The 16,078-nt window shown below is 60.0% G+C and carries 19 protein-coding genes; 10 read left to right on the top strand and 9 right to left on the bottom strand.

Features of this window, described 5'->3' with window-relative positions:
- Window positions 1–80 precede the first annotated feature (80 nt).
- Window positions 81–719 (bottom strand): LuxR C-terminal-related transcriptional regulator, encoded by a 639-nt coding sequence (locus AB5Y50_RS21360; protein WP_010674213.1) that lies wholly within the window; start codon window positions 717–719, stop codon window positions 81–83.
- A 517-nt stretch (window positions 720–1,236) separates the two neighbouring features.
- On the opposite strand from AB5Y50_RS21360, the gene AB5Y50_RS21355 reads away from it, so the two are divergent.
- The gene (locus tag AB5Y50_RS21355; RefSeq protein WP_010674212.1) at window positions 1,237–1,806 is read left to right on the top strand and encodes a single-stranded DNA-binding protein; all 570 of its coding nucleotides are present in this window, start codon (window positions 1,237–1,239) and stop codon (window positions 1,804–1,806) included.
- 160 nt (window positions 1,807–1,966) lie between these two features.
- Window positions 1,967–2,737 carry an ABC transporter substrate-binding protein gene (locus tag AB5Y50_RS21350; RefSeq protein ID WP_048209689.1) on the top strand — a complete coding sequence of 257 codons (771 nt, stop codon included), beginning with the start codon at window positions 1,967–1,969 and terminating at the stop codon, window positions 2,735–2,737.
- 46 nt (window positions 2,738–2,783) lie between these two features.
- On the opposite strand, the gene AB5Y50_RS21345 is transcribed toward AB5Y50_RS21350, so the two are convergent.
- Window positions 2,784–2,906: a hypothetical protein gene (locus tag AB5Y50_RS21345; RefSeq protein WP_010675895.1), complete on the bottom strand. Its 123-nt coding sequence runs from the start codon at window positions 2,904–2,906 to the stop codon at window positions 2,784–2,786.
- 295 nt (window positions 2,907–3,201) lie between these two features.
- On the opposite strand from AB5Y50_RS21345, the gene yjbD reads away from it, so the two are divergent.
- Both yjbD and AB5Y50_RS21335 read left to right on the top strand, forming a co-directional pair.
- Window positions 3,202–3,486, top strand: a complete 285-nt coding sequence (yjbD, locus tag AB5Y50_RS21340; protein ID WP_042879473.1) for a DUF3811 domain-containing protein — start codon at window positions 3,202–3,204, stop codon at window positions 3,484–3,486.
- Window positions 3,487–3,877: 391 nt separating this feature from the next.
- A complete protein-coding gene (locus AB5Y50_RS21335) occupies window positions 3,878–4,087 on the top strand; it encodes a cold shock domain-containing protein (RefSeq protein WP_010675897.1) in 210 nt (69 codons plus the stop codon).
- A 177-nt stretch (window positions 4,088–4,264) separates the two neighbouring features.
- On the opposite strand, the gene AB5Y50_RS21330 is transcribed toward AB5Y50_RS21335, so the two are convergent.
- Both AB5Y50_RS21330 and AB5Y50_RS21325 read right to left on the bottom strand, forming a co-directional pair.
- Window positions 4,265–5,650 carry an ATP-binding protein gene (locus tag AB5Y50_RS21330; protein ID WP_049636323.1) on the bottom strand — a complete coding sequence of 462 codons (1,386 nt, stop codon included), beginning with the start codon at window positions 5,648–5,650 and terminating at the stop codon, window positions 4,265–4,267.
- Window positions 5,651–5,657: 7 nt separating this feature from the next.
- A complete protein-coding gene (locus AB5Y50_RS21325) occupies window positions 5,658–6,380 on the bottom strand; it encodes a response regulator (protein ID WP_010675899.1) in 723 nt (240 codons plus the stop codon).
- A 199-nt stretch (window positions 6,381–6,579) separates the two neighbouring features.
- On the opposite strand from AB5Y50_RS21325, the gene AB5Y50_RS21320 reads away from it, so the two are divergent.
- Together AB5Y50_RS21320 and AB5Y50_RS21315 are read left to right on the top strand one after the other, a co-directional pair.
- The gene (locus tag AB5Y50_RS21320; RefSeq protein ID WP_010675900.1) at window positions 6,580–6,936 is read left to right on the top strand and encodes a hypothetical protein; all 357 of its coding nucleotides are present in this window, start codon (window positions 6,580–6,582) and stop codon (window positions 6,934–6,936) included.
- 482 nt (window positions 6,937–7,418) lie between these two features.
- Window positions 7,419–9,413: a methyl-accepting chemotaxis protein gene (locus tag AB5Y50_RS21315; protein ID WP_039040120.1), complete on the top strand. Its 1,995-nt coding sequence runs from the start codon at window positions 7,419–7,421 to the stop codon at window positions 9,411–9,413.
- A 62-nt stretch (window positions 9,414–9,475) separates the two neighbouring features.
- Here the strand turns inward: AB5Y50_RS21315 and AB5Y50_RS21310 are convergent, their stop codons facing one another.
- The gene (locus tag AB5Y50_RS21310; RefSeq protein ID WP_201872499.1) at window positions 9,476–9,889 is read right to left on the bottom strand and encodes a hypothetical protein; all 414 of its coding nucleotides are present in this window, start codon (window positions 9,887–9,889) and stop codon (window positions 9,476–9,478) included.
- 130 nt (window positions 9,890–10,019) lie between these two features.
- Window positions 10,020–11,021 (bottom strand): sensor domain-containing diguanylate cyclase, encoded by a 1,002-nt coding sequence (locus tag AB5Y50_RS21305; protein ID WP_039040121.1) that lies wholly within the window; start codon window positions 11,019–11,021, stop codon window positions 10,020–10,022.
- Window positions 11,022–11,407: 386 nt separating this feature from the next.
- Here AB5Y50_RS21305 and glnK point away from each other — a divergent pair, with 386 nt between their 5' ends.
- Both glnK and AB5Y50_RS21295 read left to right on the top strand, forming a co-directional pair.
- Window positions 11,408–11,746: a P-II family nitrogen regulator gene (glnK, locus tag AB5Y50_RS21300; RefSeq protein ID WP_010675904.1), complete on the top strand. Its 339-nt coding sequence runs from the start codon at window positions 11,408–11,410 to the stop codon at window positions 11,744–11,746.
- Between the two features lie 25 nt (window positions 11,747–11,771).
- Window positions 11,772–13,013: an ammonium transporter gene (locus AB5Y50_RS21295; RefSeq protein ID WP_042864817.1), complete on the top strand. Its 1,242-nt coding sequence runs from the start codon at window positions 11,772–11,774 to the stop codon at window positions 13,011–13,013.
- Between the two features lie 59 nt (window positions 13,014–13,072).
- Here AB5Y50_RS21295 and AB5Y50_RS21290 read toward each other — a convergent pair whose 3' ends face one another.
- Window positions 13,073–13,987 (bottom strand): AraC family transcriptional regulator, encoded by a 915-nt coding sequence (locus AB5Y50_RS21290; protein WP_042865419.1) that lies wholly within the window; start codon window positions 13,985–13,987, stop codon window positions 13,073–13,075.
- A gap of 75 nt (window positions 13,988–14,062) precedes the next feature.
- On the opposite strand from AB5Y50_RS21290, the gene AB5Y50_RS21285 reads away from it, so the two are divergent.
- Window positions 14,063–14,461 carry a VOC family protein gene (locus AB5Y50_RS21285; RefSeq protein WP_200163914.1) on the top strand — a complete coding sequence of 133 codons (399 nt, stop codon included), beginning with the start codon at window positions 14,063–14,065 and terminating at the stop codon, window positions 14,459–14,461.
- A gap of 321 nt (window positions 14,462–14,782) precedes the next feature.
- Here the strand turns inward: AB5Y50_RS21285 and AB5Y50_RS21280 are convergent, their stop codons facing one another.
- Window positions 14,783–15,463 (bottom strand): hypothetical protein, encoded by a 681-nt coding sequence (locus AB5Y50_RS21280; protein ID WP_081000991.1) that lies wholly within the window; start codon window positions 15,461–15,463, stop codon window positions 14,783–14,785.
- Window positions 15,464–15,850 (bottom strand): transglycosylase domain-containing protein, encoded by a 387-nt coding sequence (locus tag AB5Y50_RS21275; RefSeq protein WP_368163234.1) that lies wholly within the window; start codon window positions 15,848–15,850, stop codon window positions 15,464–15,466.
- Here AB5Y50_RS21275 and AB5Y50_RS21270 point away from each other — a divergent pair.
- Window positions 15,849–16,078, top strand: a 230-nt coding sequence (locus AB5Y50_RS21270) for a transposase (RefSeq protein WP_368162399.1), incomplete at its 3' end; no start/stop codon positions are given. The two genes, AB5Y50_RS21275 and AB5Y50_RS21270, sit on opposite strands and share 2 nt — an antisense overlap.

The raw sequence follows: 16,078 nt of genomic DNA, 5'->3' as shown, positions 1-16,078 counted from the left end.
TCGATACGGGAACCAGAGCGGGCCAGTATGGCATAGAGACTACTGGATGAATAGACAGTCTTTCCTTCCGTGCCCCTTCCTCAGAGATACTCCTTGGCCCAGCTCACCGCCTGCAACCGGTTCTTGACGTTCAGCTTCTTGAAGACGTTGTAGAGATGGGATTTGACGGTGTGTTCGCTCACGAACAGGCTGTCGGCGATCTCGGTGTTGGAGGCCCCCGTCATCAGGTGACGCACGATCTCCTGCTCGCGGGCGGTCAGCAGCGTCTGCTGACGCTGAGGTTGCCCGCTCCCCTTGCGGTAGTAGTCCACCAGGTCGCACAGCAGGTGGCGCGGGATCCAGTACTCCCCCTGCAACACCTTGCGGATGCCGAAGACCAACCTGTCCAGCGTGTCCTGACGAAAGAAGAGCCCGCTGGTATGGGGCCACATCAGCAGCAGCTCTTTGTTGGTGCTGGTCGGGGCATTGAGCAACACGGCACTGGCCTCGCCAAAGCGCTGGCAGATGGCATTGCTCCACAGCTCCTGCTGGGTCGACTTGAGGTAGTCCAGATCGATCAGCAGCAAGGTTTTGGGGGCGCCCTCTGCAACGTCTGGCAGGTCATTCAGCTCCCCCACCAGCAAGATGGGCAGACCAAGCTCTTCACTGAGGTGACGCTGGAAACGGGAGGCTTGTGCGTTATTTTCGGTGATCAGCACCAGGAGGGAGTCGGGCGTCATCAAGAGAACTTCCTTGCACATTCGAGTCGGGGCTTTTTGGCAAGGAAGAGTACCAATCCCCCTCCTGGCTGCAGCATTAAAAAAGTATTAGACGCATCGGTGGCTCCTTTGAAGCCCAGCAATTTTCCAGCCAATACAATTGGCTAGCACGCCCCCCCCATTTGGGGGGTCAAGTAGTGCCGGTGCGCACCATAACAGCTCCGCCCTCTTCACGCAGCCTGCCCCAGCCTCCTCCCCTTGCTGGTGACACCTTACCTCGGGTAAGTTACTCAGGCTGTGGCGATCCATTGACGCCACAGTGGCAGGGAAGATGTGCGCTCATGCCCGTCAACTGGTACTATGGCGGCCAAACGCTGCGGCCGATCCATGACGCCTCTGCCGGCAAGCTCCGGCGCAGCCAGGACACTGAAGAGAGATGACACCCAGCCAGGGCGCGCATCTCGTTGCAAACAAACGCATTATTGAATGGGCCCAGGCATCTGGCCTGGCCGGTATACATAAGGGTGGAAGAGAGATTATGGCCAGTCGAGGCATCAACAAAGTCATTCTGATCGGTAACCTGGGGCAAGACCCGGAAGTGCGCTACATGCCGAGCGGCGGTGCCGTGACTAACATCACCCTGGCCACCTCCGATACCTGGCGCGACAAGCAGACCGGTGAGCAGAAAGAGCGCACCGAATGGCACCGTGTCGTCTTCATGGGCAAGCTGGCCGAAGTGGCTGGCGAGTACCTGAAGAAGGGCTCCCAGGTCTATGTGGAAGGCAAGCTCCAGACCCGTAAATGGCAGGATCAGAGCGGCCAGGAGCGCTACACCACCGAGGTGCTGGTCGACAGCTTCACCGGTGTGATGCAGATGCTGGGTGGCCGTCCGCAGGGCGGTGGCCAGGGCATGGGCGGCCAATCATCCCAGGGCAACTGGGGCCAGCCGCAACAGGCTGCACCGCAACAGAACATGCAACGTCCTGCTGCCCCGCAGCAGAACATGCAACCGCAAGGCGGTTACGGCCGTCCGGCCCAGCAGCCGCAATCTGCCCCGCCGGTCTACAACGAACCGCCGATGGATTTCGACGACGATATTCCGTTCTGATCCCCTGCGGCAGGCCCTGATTCATCAGGGCCTTTTTTTACCTGTTTCTGACGCATTCACCTCCCCGACGACCATGTTGCTGCCACTTTCCCGCGCTTTACGTCCCCTTCGTCCAGGCTTGTGGCTATCATCGAGACGATTTCTCCCTTCGGGAACCTGCATGAACTACTTGAGTCGTCTGCTGTGCCTCGCCCTGCTGATGTTCGGCAGCCACCTTGCCGCGGAGCCGCTGCGGGTGGGAGTCAGCTTTGCCATTCCTCCCTATGTCATCAGCCACGAAGACAGGGGCATCGAACTCGATCTCATGCGAGAGGCCTTCGCAGGCAGCCCCCATGAGCTGCAGGTCGTCTATCTTCCCCTGGAGCGCACCTTCAGGATGCTGGAGGAAGGCAAGCTGGACGCCATCATCAACGTCAAACCCGGCATGCTGGAAAGCGCCTACCTCTCACAGCCGGTGATCACCTTCCACAACCGGGTCTTTACCCTGGCGCCGACGGCAGTCCACACCATGAAGGATTTGCAGACCCTGCGAGTCAGTGCCTTCCAGCGTGCACGGCAGATCCTGGGAACGACCTTCTCCGACATCGTCGACCAGAACCCCCGTTATGAAGAGGTGGCGAGGCAGGAGGGACAGGTACAGCGGCTCCTGCTCGGGCGCACCGATGCCGTGATCCTGGAACAACGGGTGTTCTACTACTATCTGGCGCAGTTGCTCGGGGATGACCAGGAGGGCGACCGCTATCCCAAGGACAAGGTCAGACAGCACGACCTCTTCCCCCCGACTCACTACCACTTCGCCTTTCGCGAGGCGGGCCACCGGCAATGGTTCGACAGACAGCTCGCCAAGATGAAGGCGGACGGGCGCTATGAGCGGATTTTTGCCGCCTATGGCACCACCTCTACTGCCGGAGACAAAAAAGCCAGCCCATGATGGACTGGCTTGATACCGGCTCCAGGGAGCCGCAGTGGATGGAGCGTTACTTCATCGCGCTGCCGTTTTTCAGCTCTGCTTTCTGACGTTTGGCTTCGCGTTTCTCTTTCAGTGACATCTGCGGTTTTTTCTTGGCATCTTTGCCGTGATGCTGTTCTTTGTTGCTCATCATCAGACTCCAAAAAGGTTACCTGGACAGTTGGAACGGGTGTTCCAGCATGTCAGCCGAATCGTGGATTTCAGTACGCCAACAGTGACGATCGGGGATCGCACTGGCCTCAGCATACTCCCAATCTTCCGCCGGGATCCAGCCTCCCGGCAGCGCCTGCCAGGCAGGCGTTCCCTTAGCGTGCTCCCCCGGAAATGACGACCGGGCGACACTTTTTGCATCCGGGGACGGATGGTCAGCCTGTCTCCGATGGATGTGTGTTAGGGTGGGCATTCAACGATCGCAGGAGCGCGTCATGAAGAAGCTGGAAATGAAGGATCTGACCGAGGCCGAGAAAGCCGAGATTGCCCTGCTGGTGCAAAAGGCCCAGGCCAATGCTGATCACACCCTGACCAACGGGGAGCGCAACAAGATCCGCGAAGCAGGACGCCAGAAGATCGCCGCCGATCGCGCCCAGGCCGCCAAGGCGGCTTCCGCACTGGCGCGGGAGAAAGCCAAGGAGCGAGCCAGTGCCCAAGTACTGCCCGACACCTTCAACTGGTCCGATTCCGTCAGCAACAAATACCGTGGCAGACGGTAACGGCAGCATGAATGCACGCAGAAGACTCTGCTGAAAAAAAGCGGCTGGCAGAGCGTGATGTCATTACGCTGAAAAGGGCAGCAGGAGGCGCCTGGCAGCAGACGCTCATCCGGATAAAACGCCGATCCAGCCATCACCGTCAGAAATGAATACCAAGATAAAGATTGCCATGACGGGATGTGCGTGTTCTAATCGTTTTCGATGGTTCGGTAGTTCAGACCTGATTATGTTAGGCAGTCATCTTAAAGCAGTGATTTGTGCAGGCAGTTATCCCCGATAATTCTTGCCAGATAATTCTCCTTCTTTAGTGCTCCCCATACGTATTTCTGACGAAAAATCATGGATTGCCGCTCCGGTGGCGTTTCACTAATCACTACTCAAGGAAATTATCATGTCCAAAATGACTGGTACCGTAAAATTCTTCAACGCCGAGAAAGGCTTCGGTTTCATCTCCCCGGCTGACGGCAGCAAAGACGTGTTCGTTCACTTCTCCGCCATCCAGTCCAACGGTTTCAAAACCCTGGAAGAAGGTCAGCGCGTTGAGTTCACCATCGAGCAAGGCCAGAAAGGCCCGGCTGCTGCGAACGTCGTTCCGCAGTAATTCAAGCCGGAGCACCTTCCCCTCTTTGGGCAAGGGCCTCAGCAAGAATTGAAAAAACCCGCTTCGGCGGGTTTTTTGTTGCCCGTTTCCGGGTGGCCGACCTGTTGCCCTGCTTCCCTCTCGCCACGGGCAGCAAAAAGGGCACCCTGGTGGTGCCCCATTTCCTGGTCAGGTTCCTTACAGGGGCAGGCTGATCCGCGCCTCCAGCCCCCCCTCCTGGCGATTGTGAAGGCTGAGCTCACCGCCGTGCTGGTGCACCAGGGTGCGGGCGATGGCGAGCCCCAGTCCCACGCTGCCAGACTCGGTGTTGCGGGCTTCATCCAGGCGCACGAAGGGCTTGAACACCTCCTCCAACTGGCTCTCCGCAATCCCCGGCCCCTGATCGCGAACCAGGATCAGCAACTCGCCGTCACCGCGCACCAGAGAGACCTCGGCCCCCCCTGCGTACTTGATGGCGTTGCCGATGAGGTTTTGCAGCACCCGGCGCAGGGTGTTGGCGCGGCAGGCGTAAACCTGCTTGCCCTCGGCCAGGCAGGTGACGGGCTGGCCCATGTCGGCATAGTCGTCACACAGGCTCTCCAGCAGGCTGACCAGATCCAGCTCCCGGGTCGCCTCCTGCTGCCCCTCCTCCCGGGCAAAGCTCAGGGTCGCCGCCAGCATCTGCTCCATCTGCTGCAGGGTCTGCTGGAAGCGCTCCTTGTCTTCCCCGTCCGCCAGAAACTCGCTGCGCAGCCGCAGGCTGGTGATGGGGGTGCGCAGGTCGTGGGAGATGGCGGCCAGCATCCGGGTTCTGTCCTGCACGAAGCGATCGAGCCGGGTGTGCATCCGGTTGAAGGCCTGGATGGACTCGCGGATCTCGGTGGGCCCCTCCTCACGCAGGGGCTCGATGTCCTCACCACGCCCCAGCCTGTCGGCGTTGGCGGCCAGTTGCTTGAGGGGACGGGTCGCCCGGCGGAACAGCCAGATCATCAGGCCGATCACCAGGCTCGCCACCAGCAGCAGGTTGAGGGTGGTCTGCCAGGACCAGCTCGCCGTCTCCTTGTCCACCAGGGAGCTGAACTGGAGCCAGCCGCCGTTGGGCAGTTCGATGGAGCCGTAGAGCCGCATGTCCTGGGGCGGCGGCATGCCGTTGCGATCCTTCATCATGCGGTTGTGGTGCTGCCAGGCCCGGCTGCGCTGGATGTCCTGCTTCAGCTCGGCGCTGATCTCCACCGCCAGGGAGGATGGATAACCGAGCTTGGCCCGCACCAGCTTCTCGAAGCGGGGGCTGCGGTTGTCCGGTTGCAGCGGCTCGTCGGAGAGGCGCAGCAGCAGGGTCTCGCTGCGGCTCGCCTTGAGGATCTCGTGATAGAGGGATGGGGGCGAGAGGGAGAGTAGCCGCACCACGGAGATGATCCGCTGCATGGCGTTGCGGCTGTTGACGTAACCGAGGGCCTCCTCCCTGTCCGAACGGTAGATCTGGATACTGAGCAGCTGGATCAGCACCAGCCCCGCCAGGGCCACCAGCACTATCTGGCCGGTCAACCCCTTGGGCAGCAGCCTGGCGAAGACGCGCTTGATCATGTCGGCCTCACTCCTGGGTCACGTCGGCGGCGAACAGGTAACCGCCACCCCAGATGGTCTTGATGAGCTCGGGATTCTTGGGATCCCGCTCCAGCTTGCGCCGCAGTCGGCTCACCAGGGTATCGATGGCGCGATCGAAAGCCACCGCCTCCCGGCCACGGGCCAGATCCAGCAACTGATCCCGGCTCAGCACCCGCTGGGGCCGCTCCAGAAACACCTTGAGCAGATCGAACTCGGCGGTGGAGAGGCTCATCCCCACCCCCTCCTCGTCCACCAGCTCGCGGCGATTGACGTCGAGCAGCCAGCGATCGAAGCGCAGATCCCGGGTCAGGGTCTCCGGCACGGGCAGGCTCTCCGCCTGGGTGCGGCGCATCACCGCCTTGATGCGGGCCAGCAGCTCCCGAGGGTTGAACGGCTTGGAGAGGTAGTCGTCCGCCCCCATCTCCAGGCCGATGATGCGGTCCGTCTCCTCCCCCATGGCGGTAAGCATGATGATCGGCAGGCGGGATTTGACCCTGAGCTCGCGGCACAGGGTGAGGCCATCCTCCCCCGGCATCATCAGATCCAGCACCAGCAGGTCGAACTCCCGCTCATCCAGCAGCCGCTTCATCTCCTTGCCATCGCGGGCGCAACTGACGCGCATGCCATGCTGCTCCAGAAAGCGCTTGAGCAGATCGCGGATCTCGCTGTGGTCATCGACCACCAGAATATGAGGGCTGCCTTGGTTCATCATCATCTCTCCGTTATCGGGCTGGGGCGATTATACGAAAATCAACCGGGCGGGTTGTGTCAAAGTGTGCCAGCACGCCCCTGTGCCACACTCTGCTACAAAATAGGCCTCTACTGGCAAATTTCAGACACTTCCACGGTGTTTACTGGATACCAAGGCGAAAGAGCCTCTACCCGTACACATCCGACAGGAGTTACCCATGAAAAAGCTGACCAAGACCCTGCTGACCGCCACCCTGATCCTCGGCCTGCCGCTGGGCGCCTATGCCGCCAGCGAGGCGGTCTCCACCGCGCAACCGACCCAGGCCACGGCGACCGGTTGCCCCATGGACGGTACCGGCATGATGGGCGGCAAGCATCATGGCGGCCGCCACGACAAGATGGCCCGCATGAAGAACATGACCCCGGAACAGATCCAGGCCCATCTGCAACAGCGCTACGACAAGATTGAAGATCCGGCCAAGAAGGCGGAGTTCGTGAAGAACCTTGGTCTGCGTGCCGACGGTATGATCAAGCACGCCGAGGTGATGAAGCAGTTCGCAGAAGCAAACCAGTAAATCGAAGTAATGAAGCCGTTTGCCGAAGCAGACCAGTAAGTCGAGATGATCAAGCTGTTCGCAGAAGCAAACCAGTAAATCGAAGTAATGAAGCCGTTTGCCGAAGCAGACCAGTAAGTCGAGGTGATCAAGCTGTTCGCAGAAGCAAACCAGTAAATCGAAGTAATGAAGCCGTTTGCCGAAGCAGACCAGTAAGTCGAGATGATCAAGCTGTTCGCAGAAGCAAACCAGTAAATCGACGTAATGAAGCGGTTTGCCGAAGCAGACCCGCCGGCGGGGCCCTGCCCCGACACCGGCGAAAACGACAGGGTGGCGCAAGCCACCCTTTTTTTGTCTCCACCCCCCAGTTTTTTCACCTTTTCCTGCCTGGCCGCATCATGTTATGTGAGCGATAACAAACGTTTCACTTTCGAAATAAATCATAATGGTCCCTCACACAACAGACGCGGGCACGATCCCGGGCACAGTGGACAGGAGTCGTTATGGGATGGAATCTGGGCACAATCAAGGGGCGCTATACCGCCGTTTTTCTGGGCTTCATGGCGCTGGTGTGCGCCCTGACGGTGATCGGCATCCAGATCTGGATCACCCCCGCCCTGCAAAAGGCGGGGGAGGAGAACGTGGCGCTGCGAGTCGGCGAGATAGCGACCGACATCCGTGACCAGCTCAACGGGGTGCAGACCCAGTCGCGCAGCATCACCCAACTGGTGGCACAACTGCCGAGCGAGCAGATAGATGCCCAGCTCCCGGCCCTCATCGACCAGTACGGCAACGGCATGGTCTTCGGTGGCGGCATCTGGCCCCTGCCGGACAAGCGGGAGGCGGGACGCGCCAAGTTCAGTACCTTCTTCCACAGGGATGCGTCCAACGCCCTCATTCCCAACACCTACTGGAACTCGGCAGAGGCGCCCAACTATTTCGATCAGCCCTGGCACAAGGCCGGTCAGCAGGCGCCCCGTGGCGTCTGTGCCTGGGCCGCCGCCTACAAGGATGGCGCGAGCCAGCAGCCGAGAACCAACTGCGCCATGGGGATCTACCAGGATGGCGCCCTCTACGGGGTGTCGACCATAGACGTCACCCTGGGCTTCTTCAACGACCTGGTGGCCAAGAAAGAGCAGGAGATCGGCGGTCAGGTGATGATCATCGAGGCTGACGGCAAGATCCTCAGCCGCAACGCCCGTCTGACCGGGGATGTGGTGCTCGGCAACCTCTCCGCCCACGCCGACTATCCCTTCGCCCTCGCCATCAGCGGCTTGCTGGGCCAGGATGCGAGCAAGGGGCAGCTGCGCACCACCTTCCAGGATCAGGGTGAGGAACAGACCCTGCTGATGGAGGCCATCGAAGGGACCCCCTGGTTGCTGGCCGCCGCCCTGCCGACCCGCACCCTGACCCAGGACAGCCGGGATGTGCTCGCCACCCTGGCGAGCATCCAGCTCCCCCTGGCGGGGCTGCTGTTCGTGCTCATGGTGCTGGCCATCAGCCAGCTTGGCAGCCGCCTGCAGACCCTCAAGCTCAACATCGACGCCCTCAGCGCCGGCGACGCCGATCTGACCGCCCGCATCCAGGTCAAGGGGCATGACGAGCTGGACAACATCGCCCTGTCGGTCAACCGCTTCATCGCCTTCCTGCAACAGATGATGGTGCAGGTGACCGCCGCCACCGACCTCATCACCCGCGAGCTGGCCCAGCTCGATCAACAGACCGGGCAGGCCAGGCGGATCCTGGGGGAACACGCCAGCGAAACCGATCAGGTCGTCACCGCCCTCAACGAACTCAGCTCCACCGCCGACAGCGTTGCCCGCCACGCCAACGACTCCGCCAGCTTCACCGAGGCCGCCAACGGTCAGGCGGCCAGCTCCCGCAAGGTGGTGGGGTCAGCCTCCGCCAGCGTGGTGGCCCTCATCGACGAGGTGGATCTCGCCGCCGCCAAGGTGCTGGAGATGCAGGAAGATGCCCAGCAGATCGGCAGCGTGCTCGGGGTGATCGGCGGCATCGCCGCCCAGACCAACCTGCTGGCGCTCAACGCCGCCATCGAGGCGGCCCGGGCCGGTGAACAGGGCCGGGGCTTCGCAGTGGTGGCCGACGAGGTGCGTGCCCTCGCGGCACGCACCCAGAACAGCACCGCCGAAGTGGGCAGCATGTTGTCACGGCTCACCCAGGGGGTCGCCGAGGCCGTGGTCGCCATGGAGCAGACCAAGCGCAGTTGCCAGGCGGCGGCCGACACCACGGGGCAGGTCACCGGCGGCCTCGACACCATGGCCGACGCCGTGGTGCAGATCCACGATCTCAGCAGCCAGATCGCCACCGCTGCCGAGGAGCAGAGCCGGGTGACCGAGGAGATCAACCGCAACATGGTAAGCATTCGCGACATGCTGAACCTCCTGGTGGAGAACGGCGGCAACACGGAGCAGAGCGCCGCCACCCTGCTGGGGTCCAACCGCCAGTTGCTGGCACTGGTGCACCGCTTCAAGGTGTGAGCCTGAACGCCAGGCAGCAAAAAGGGGCCCGCGGGCCCCTTTTTCATTCACTTTGCCAGGACTCAGGCCTTGTTGGCCAGGTTCAGGGTCTTCACGGTCTCGCCTTCGAACTTGATGACCACGTTCTTCTGGGCCACTTCGGAGTCTTTCAGCAGGGACTTGGTGGTCTCGGCCAGCAGCGGGGAGGCCTTGTTCAGAGCGTCCAGGTCATAGATCCATACTTCCAGACCGGCGTCGGTCTTGGTGCTGGCCGGGGCGCCCAGCTTGTCCTTGATGGCCTGCTTGTTGGAGCCGCCTTCCTTGATGTCCAGAGCCTTCTTGATCGCTTCGTTGGAAGCGGTGTCCATGGCGTTGCCAGCCATCTCTTTGGCGGTGCTGGTGACGCTGCTGGTCACGGTGTCGGTCAGGGAATCCATCAGGCCGGCGTGGGCAACCAGAGGCAGGACGGTCAGGGCAATCAGCAAGGACTTTTTCATGAAGATACATCTCGCAAGAATGAAAAGAGCGCGCATGAAACCAGCGGGATGAATTGGAGTCAAGAAAATCCCTTGGTCAAGCCGTATTCGGGGGGGAACAGCCCCGTAGCGGCTCCGACCAGTGCCCTTGTCAGCCGCTGAGCTGGTCCTTGCCCGCCAGCTTGGCCCGGTAGAGCGCCCTGTCGACCCTCGCCATCAGGTGGGACACCTGCTCGTCGGGGTCGGACTCCACCAACCCGAAACTCAAGGTCACGGGCTCGATCCCCTTGACCCTGGCATGGCTCAGGCGCTGCCTCAGCTTCTCGGCCACCACCCGGGCGTCGGGCAACCGGGTATTGGGAAGCACCAGCATGAACTCGTCACCCCCCCAGCGAGCCAGCAGATCGATCTCGCGGATGCAGCCCCGGGTCAGCTGCACGATATCGATCAGGGTCTGGTCCCCCACCCCGTGGCCATGGCGATCGTTGATCTGCTTGAAGTCGTCCACGTCCATGGCGATCACGGCAAAGGGCTCCTTGAAGCGCTTGGCGCGCTCATGCTCCAGCCGCACCGCCTGCTCCAGTCGATAACGGCTGGCCGCGCCGGTCAGGGAGTCCGTCTCCGCCAGGCGGCGGTTCTCCTCCACCTGGAACTGCAATGCCTGGTTGAGCCGCTCCAGTTCGGCGGTACGCTGCGCCACCTGCTGCTCCAGGGTGCGGTTTTGCAGCTCCAGCCTGGCGTAGAGTTCCCGCTGGGCGTGGATGTTGCGGTGTGCCCCCACCATCCTGGCGACACTGCCGTCCGGGTTGCGTGCGACGATACGGCCGCAATCCGCCACCCAGAGGTAGTCACCGTTACGGCAACGGCAGCGGTATTCGGCCCGGTAGTCCGCCGCCCGCCCGCTCAGGCAGGCATCGAAGCTCTCCATGACCTGTGCCAGATCGTCCGGGTGGATCAGGTTCTCCCAGGTGAAGACGGTGTTGTCGAGGGAGTGGGGCTCATACCCCAGCATCTGATACCAGCCGGGATAGCGATGGACATAGCCGGTGTTGGCATTCCAGTCCCAGAGACCGTCGCTCACGACCTCCAGCATGCCGCTCATCACGGCCTCGTCGAGGGCCGGTAGCCTTGTCATCTCATTGTCATGCAGCATGAAAACCTTCCTTGTTCTGCTACTCGGCGCCACGGATCCGCTTGTTGACCTGGCGGGAAAACCGGGCCTGCCGGTCGAGCCTTCAAGGGGGCGACTGGCCTCGACACCCCGTCATGACGGGTTATCGGCCAAGTAGCCCTCTTGTTGAACAACAGTAGCAGCCCGCACACTTTCGAGTTTTGCGCGCCGTCACGCTCCCTTCCGTTCTTCTGCCGGCCAGATTGCACCACGGCGGTGCACACCTTTGGCGCAGCCCTGCCCATATTGGGCAAGCCTCGCTGACCAGGGCTGCGATTAATAAGTAACTATATGAATAAAAAGAAAAATACTTTTCTGGCGCAATATTTGCCTTTATCTGGGTGAACCACAAGGATTGGGGATATTGCATGAAATTAATCACCGCCATCATCAAGCCGTTCAAACTCGACGACGTGCGCGAAGCCATCGCCAACCTCGGCGTCGAGGGGCTGACGGTTTCCGAGGTCAAGGGGTTTGGCCGCCAGAAGGGGCACACCGAGCTGTACCGGGGTGCCGAATACCAGGTGGATTTCCTGCCCAAGGTAAAGCTGGAGATCGCCACCCTGGCCGACAACGTCGAGCAGATCATCGAAGCCATCAGCAAGGCCGCCCACACCGGCAAGATAGGTGACGGCAAGATCTTCGTTTATGACCTGCAGGCCGCCGTGCGCATCCGCACCGGCGAGACCGACGCAGACGCCCTTTGATACGACTGGAACTGAGGAATACGACATGGAAGAGTTGATCACATCCGTCAGCGAGCTGCGCTATGCACTCGACACCTTCTACCTGCTGATCTCCGGCGTGCTGGTCATGTGGATGGCCGCCGGGTTCGCCATGCTCGAAGCCGGCCTGGTCCGCGCCAAGAACACCACCGAGATCCTGACCAAGAACATCCTGCTCTATGCCATCGCCTGCATCATGTTCCTGCTGGTCGGCTACAACATCATGTACGTGGACAACAGCGCCGGCGGCTGGCTGCCGAGCTTTGGCAGCCTGATGGGCAGCCAGGCGGACGACGCGGGCCACTCCCTGCACTCCGACTTCTTCTTCCAGGTGGTGTTCGTCGCCACCGCCACCTCCATCATCTCAGGTGCGGTGGCAGAGCGGATGAAGCTCTGGTCCTTCCTGCTGTTCTGCGTGGTGATGACCGGCTTCATCTACCCCGTGGAAGGCTACTGGAGCTGGGGCGGCGGCTTCCTGAAAGAGGCGGGCTTCTCCGACTTCGCAGGCTCCGGCATCGTCCACATGGCGGGCGCTGCCGCTGCCCTGGCCGCCGTGCTGCTGCTCGGCCCCCGTCGCGGCAAATATGGCAAGCAAGGGGAGATCTACCCCATCCCCGGCTCCAACCTGCCGCTCGCGACCCTGGGCACCCTGATCCTCTGGATGGGCTGGTTCGGCTTCAACGGTGGCTCCCAACTGGCGCTCTCCAGCGCCGCTGACGCCACCGCCATCGGCACCGTGTTCGTCAACACCAACGCCGCCGCGGCCGCCGGTGTGGTCGGCGCCCTGCTGGTCAGCAAGCTCACCTGGGGCAAGGCGGATCTCACCATGATCCTCAACGGCGCCCTCGGCGGTCTGGTCGCCATCACCGCCGACCCGGCCTCCCCCAGCCCGCTGTTCGCCAGCCTGATCGGCGCCCTGGCTGGTGCCCTGGTGGTCTACGCCATCGTCGCCTTCGATCGCCTGAAGATCGATGATCCGGTCGGTGCCATCTCGGTACACGGCGTCTGCGGCCTGTTCGGCCTGATGGTGGTGCCCTTCTCCAACACGAGCGCCACCTTCGGTGCCCAGTTGCTGGGTGCTGCCACCATCTTCGGCTGGGTCTTTGTCGTCTCCCTCGTGGTCTGGAGCCTGCTCAAGGCCACCATGGGCCTGCGGGTCAGCGAAGAGGAAGAGATGATGGGTGTGGATGTCCACGAGTGCGGCATCGATGCCTACCCCGAGTTCGTCAGCGTCAAATCCAGCATCTAAGCACGCCATCTGCTTGCGGGGCCCGGGGGACACCCCGGGCCCCGTTTTTTTGGGTGCTCTCAGCGCCCCTTGAAGGCGGGGTGATGCAACCGGCGATAGTGACTGGGCGCCAGCCCATGCTGGCGCTTGAAGGCGGTGGAGAAGTGGTATTCGTTCTTGAAGCCGCACTGCTCGGCCAACTGCTTCACCGGGTCGGCCCGGCTCGCCAGCAAGAGCGCCGCCCGCTGCAACCGCAACCGTTGCAGCAGCGCCATGGGCGCCAGCGCGAAATGCTGCTGACAGAGTCGATGGAGCTGACGCTCGGAGAAGTGCAGGGCGCCGGCCATGCGGGCTATGTCCCAAGGCTCGGTCAGCGCCTCTTTGAGCAGCAATTCGAGGCGCAGCGCCAGCCGCTCACCGCGGCTCTGTCCCTCTCCCTTTTGCAACAGGCGGCGCAGGTAGAAACCGAGCTGCTCCACCAGCAGCGCGCTGAGCAGCGGGTCCTGATGGCGCTCCTGCTCCGCATAGAGGTTCTCGATCGTGCGCAGCACGGTGGCCTGCTGGGAGGTACAGCCGAGCCGGGGGTGGCTGGCGAAGGCATCCCAGGGGGAATCCTTGTGCAACAGCAGCCACACCAGCTCCCACTCACCACCCTTATTCACCTGCTGGTTCAACGTCTCATTAAGCTGCTCACTCAACTGCTCACTAAGCTGGTAGCAGAGCGGCTCCCCGGCCGGGATCAGCGCCCACTCCCCGACCTGCAACCGCTCGCGGCGATCCCCCACCTGCACCTCCCCCTCGCCCCCCAGAGTCAGCAGAAAACAGTGCACATCGGCAAAGCGGCGGGAAATGCGATAACGGGTCTTGAGACGGGAATAGCCCGCCAGCCACACCTGCTCCTGTGCGAGGGCCGGCAGCAGGCTGTCGCAACAGATCTGCTCGCGGCAGTCGAGGGAGACGTCAATGACTTCAAGATTGGCAGTTTCAGACATCATCAGGACGGGCTCAGCCATGTCGAAGGGACAGGCCCCAGCATAGCATCAAGGGCATCAAGTCACAGGAGACCAGCCATGCATATCCATCACGTCGCCATCTGGGCGCAGGACCTGGAGGCACTCAAGGCATTCTACTGCTCCCTGTTTGGCGGGCAGGCCAATGAGCGCTACCACAACCCGAGCAAGCAGTTCAGCTCCTACTGCGTGCGCTTCGAGGGAGGCGCCAGCCTGGAGCTGATGCACACCCCCATCCTGTTCCCGGCAGATCTCCATCTGCCGCACCCGTTGCAGGGGCTGGCCCATCTCGCCTTCTCCCTCGGCAGCGTGGATGCGGTGGACCAGATGACAGCCCGCCTCAAGCTGCTCAAGGGCGCCGAGGTGAAACACCTGGACGGCCCCCGCTGGACCGGCGACGGCTATTACGAGAGCACCTTCCTCGACCCCGAAGGCAATCGGTTGGAGCTGACTATCTAATTACCTGAATGATCCCCTCACCCTGCCCTCTCCCAACGGGAGAGGGGATAAAGCGGCACCGGGGATATAATCGCCAGCCATGGCGATTCAATTGACGTAAAAGTAGTCAGCCACGTAGGTTCGATTAGCGAAGCGTAATCGGACGAAGGTAACGGCATAGCTCCCTTCTCCCGTTTATTAAAAAAGGAGGAGAAGGGTCGGGGATAAGGGGAAGGAAAAAGAGATTACGCGGTAAACGTTGGGCTTCGCTACGCTCAACCACAACCTACACAATCGGTAGGTTGGTGATGAGCCTGAGAAACCCAACATACGATATTTCAACTATTGTCCTTGATGACTACTGTAGTCCACATTTAAAAATGTTTGAGTTATAAAATCATTCCATGTTTTATAACACCTTATACTCATATTTTTTACCTGAGGAGCACCTGTTGTCACCTCTAGACGTTTAGATAGTAACCACAGGGTTTGGGAAATCTCTCGTGTCCATCTATATGGTTCTAGGTTTGGTATTATCTTTGCATCAATAAACCCTCGAGCAAGATTGCGCTCCCCCCTAATTGCATTGTCCCTCCAAAAACCAGCTTCATTGTCATTCCTTGGTTTCACGACCTCGCTATAGTAATCTGCATACCATTGTTTAAACTCATCTTTTATTCTTGAGAAAAGACTCTCACTGACTATAAAAAAGTCCAAATCAGAGTGTAAACCAAACTTTTTACCAAGTTGCTTGGGTGATAGCGACTGTCCTAACCTAGCACTTCCAGTAATATTAATACTCTTTGGCTCAACATCCAGCTGAATACTTAACCATAATCTCACAGACTCATATATAAGGGGCGCATCTTTAAACGCATAAGGAACGCCTTCAGAAAGCCACTGAGTAGCGATAGCTTGTTTAGCAAACTGACCTCCAGACATAACAGCCTCAGCTATATGTGCTGCATCAGGGTATGTGCCAACGATATTTTTTAATGTTGGTGGGTTTTTGAATGGTTCCATTTAAACACCATTATTGTTAAGGGAATTATTCACAATATAAAAAGATCTTCGCTTTATCTTTGCATCTTGTATTGGATTCTGGAATCTAGACTGAGGATACTTTAATCTGGCAATCAAATCAGCCGCATCAACAAGGCTCATGTTTCCAATGTCTATTTTTAACTTGGTAGACGCATCAATAATGCCATGCATGTTCCAGCCAAAATAAGCCAACTGAAGATACTTGCTCAATATTTTCTCTCTACCGTAGATGCGTGTAATTTTCTTTGCTAGCAAAATCTCAATCACTTTTCTTTTTAATGTAACTTGATAGTTAGGGAAGGTGCGAACAAGTCCCTGATATGAGATCATGTTTGTCATCTGGAGCCATGGAGCAGGGTTCATCATGAGTCATCAACTTACCTTCGCCGACAGTGAATTCAGCAGTAAGCACCGTCAGACCAGAAAAGAGATTTTCTTGTCCCGCATGGAGCAGATCCTGCCATGGCAAAACATGGTGGAAGTCATCGAGCCGTTTTATCCCAAGGCTGGTAATGGCCGGCGACCTTATCCGCTGGAAACCATGCTACGCATTCACTGCATGCAGCATTGGTACAACCTGAGCGATGGCGCGAT

Origin of the sequence: Aeromonas sp. s6 (genome assembly GCF_040907815.1) — a bacterium.
Classification (GTDB): Bacteria; Pseudomonadota; Gammaproteobacteria; order Enterobacterales; family Aeromonadaceae; genus Aeromonas; species Aeromonas caviae.
Note: the sequence above shows the minus strand (reverse complement) of the source record. Positions and strands in the feature narration are given on the sequence as shown.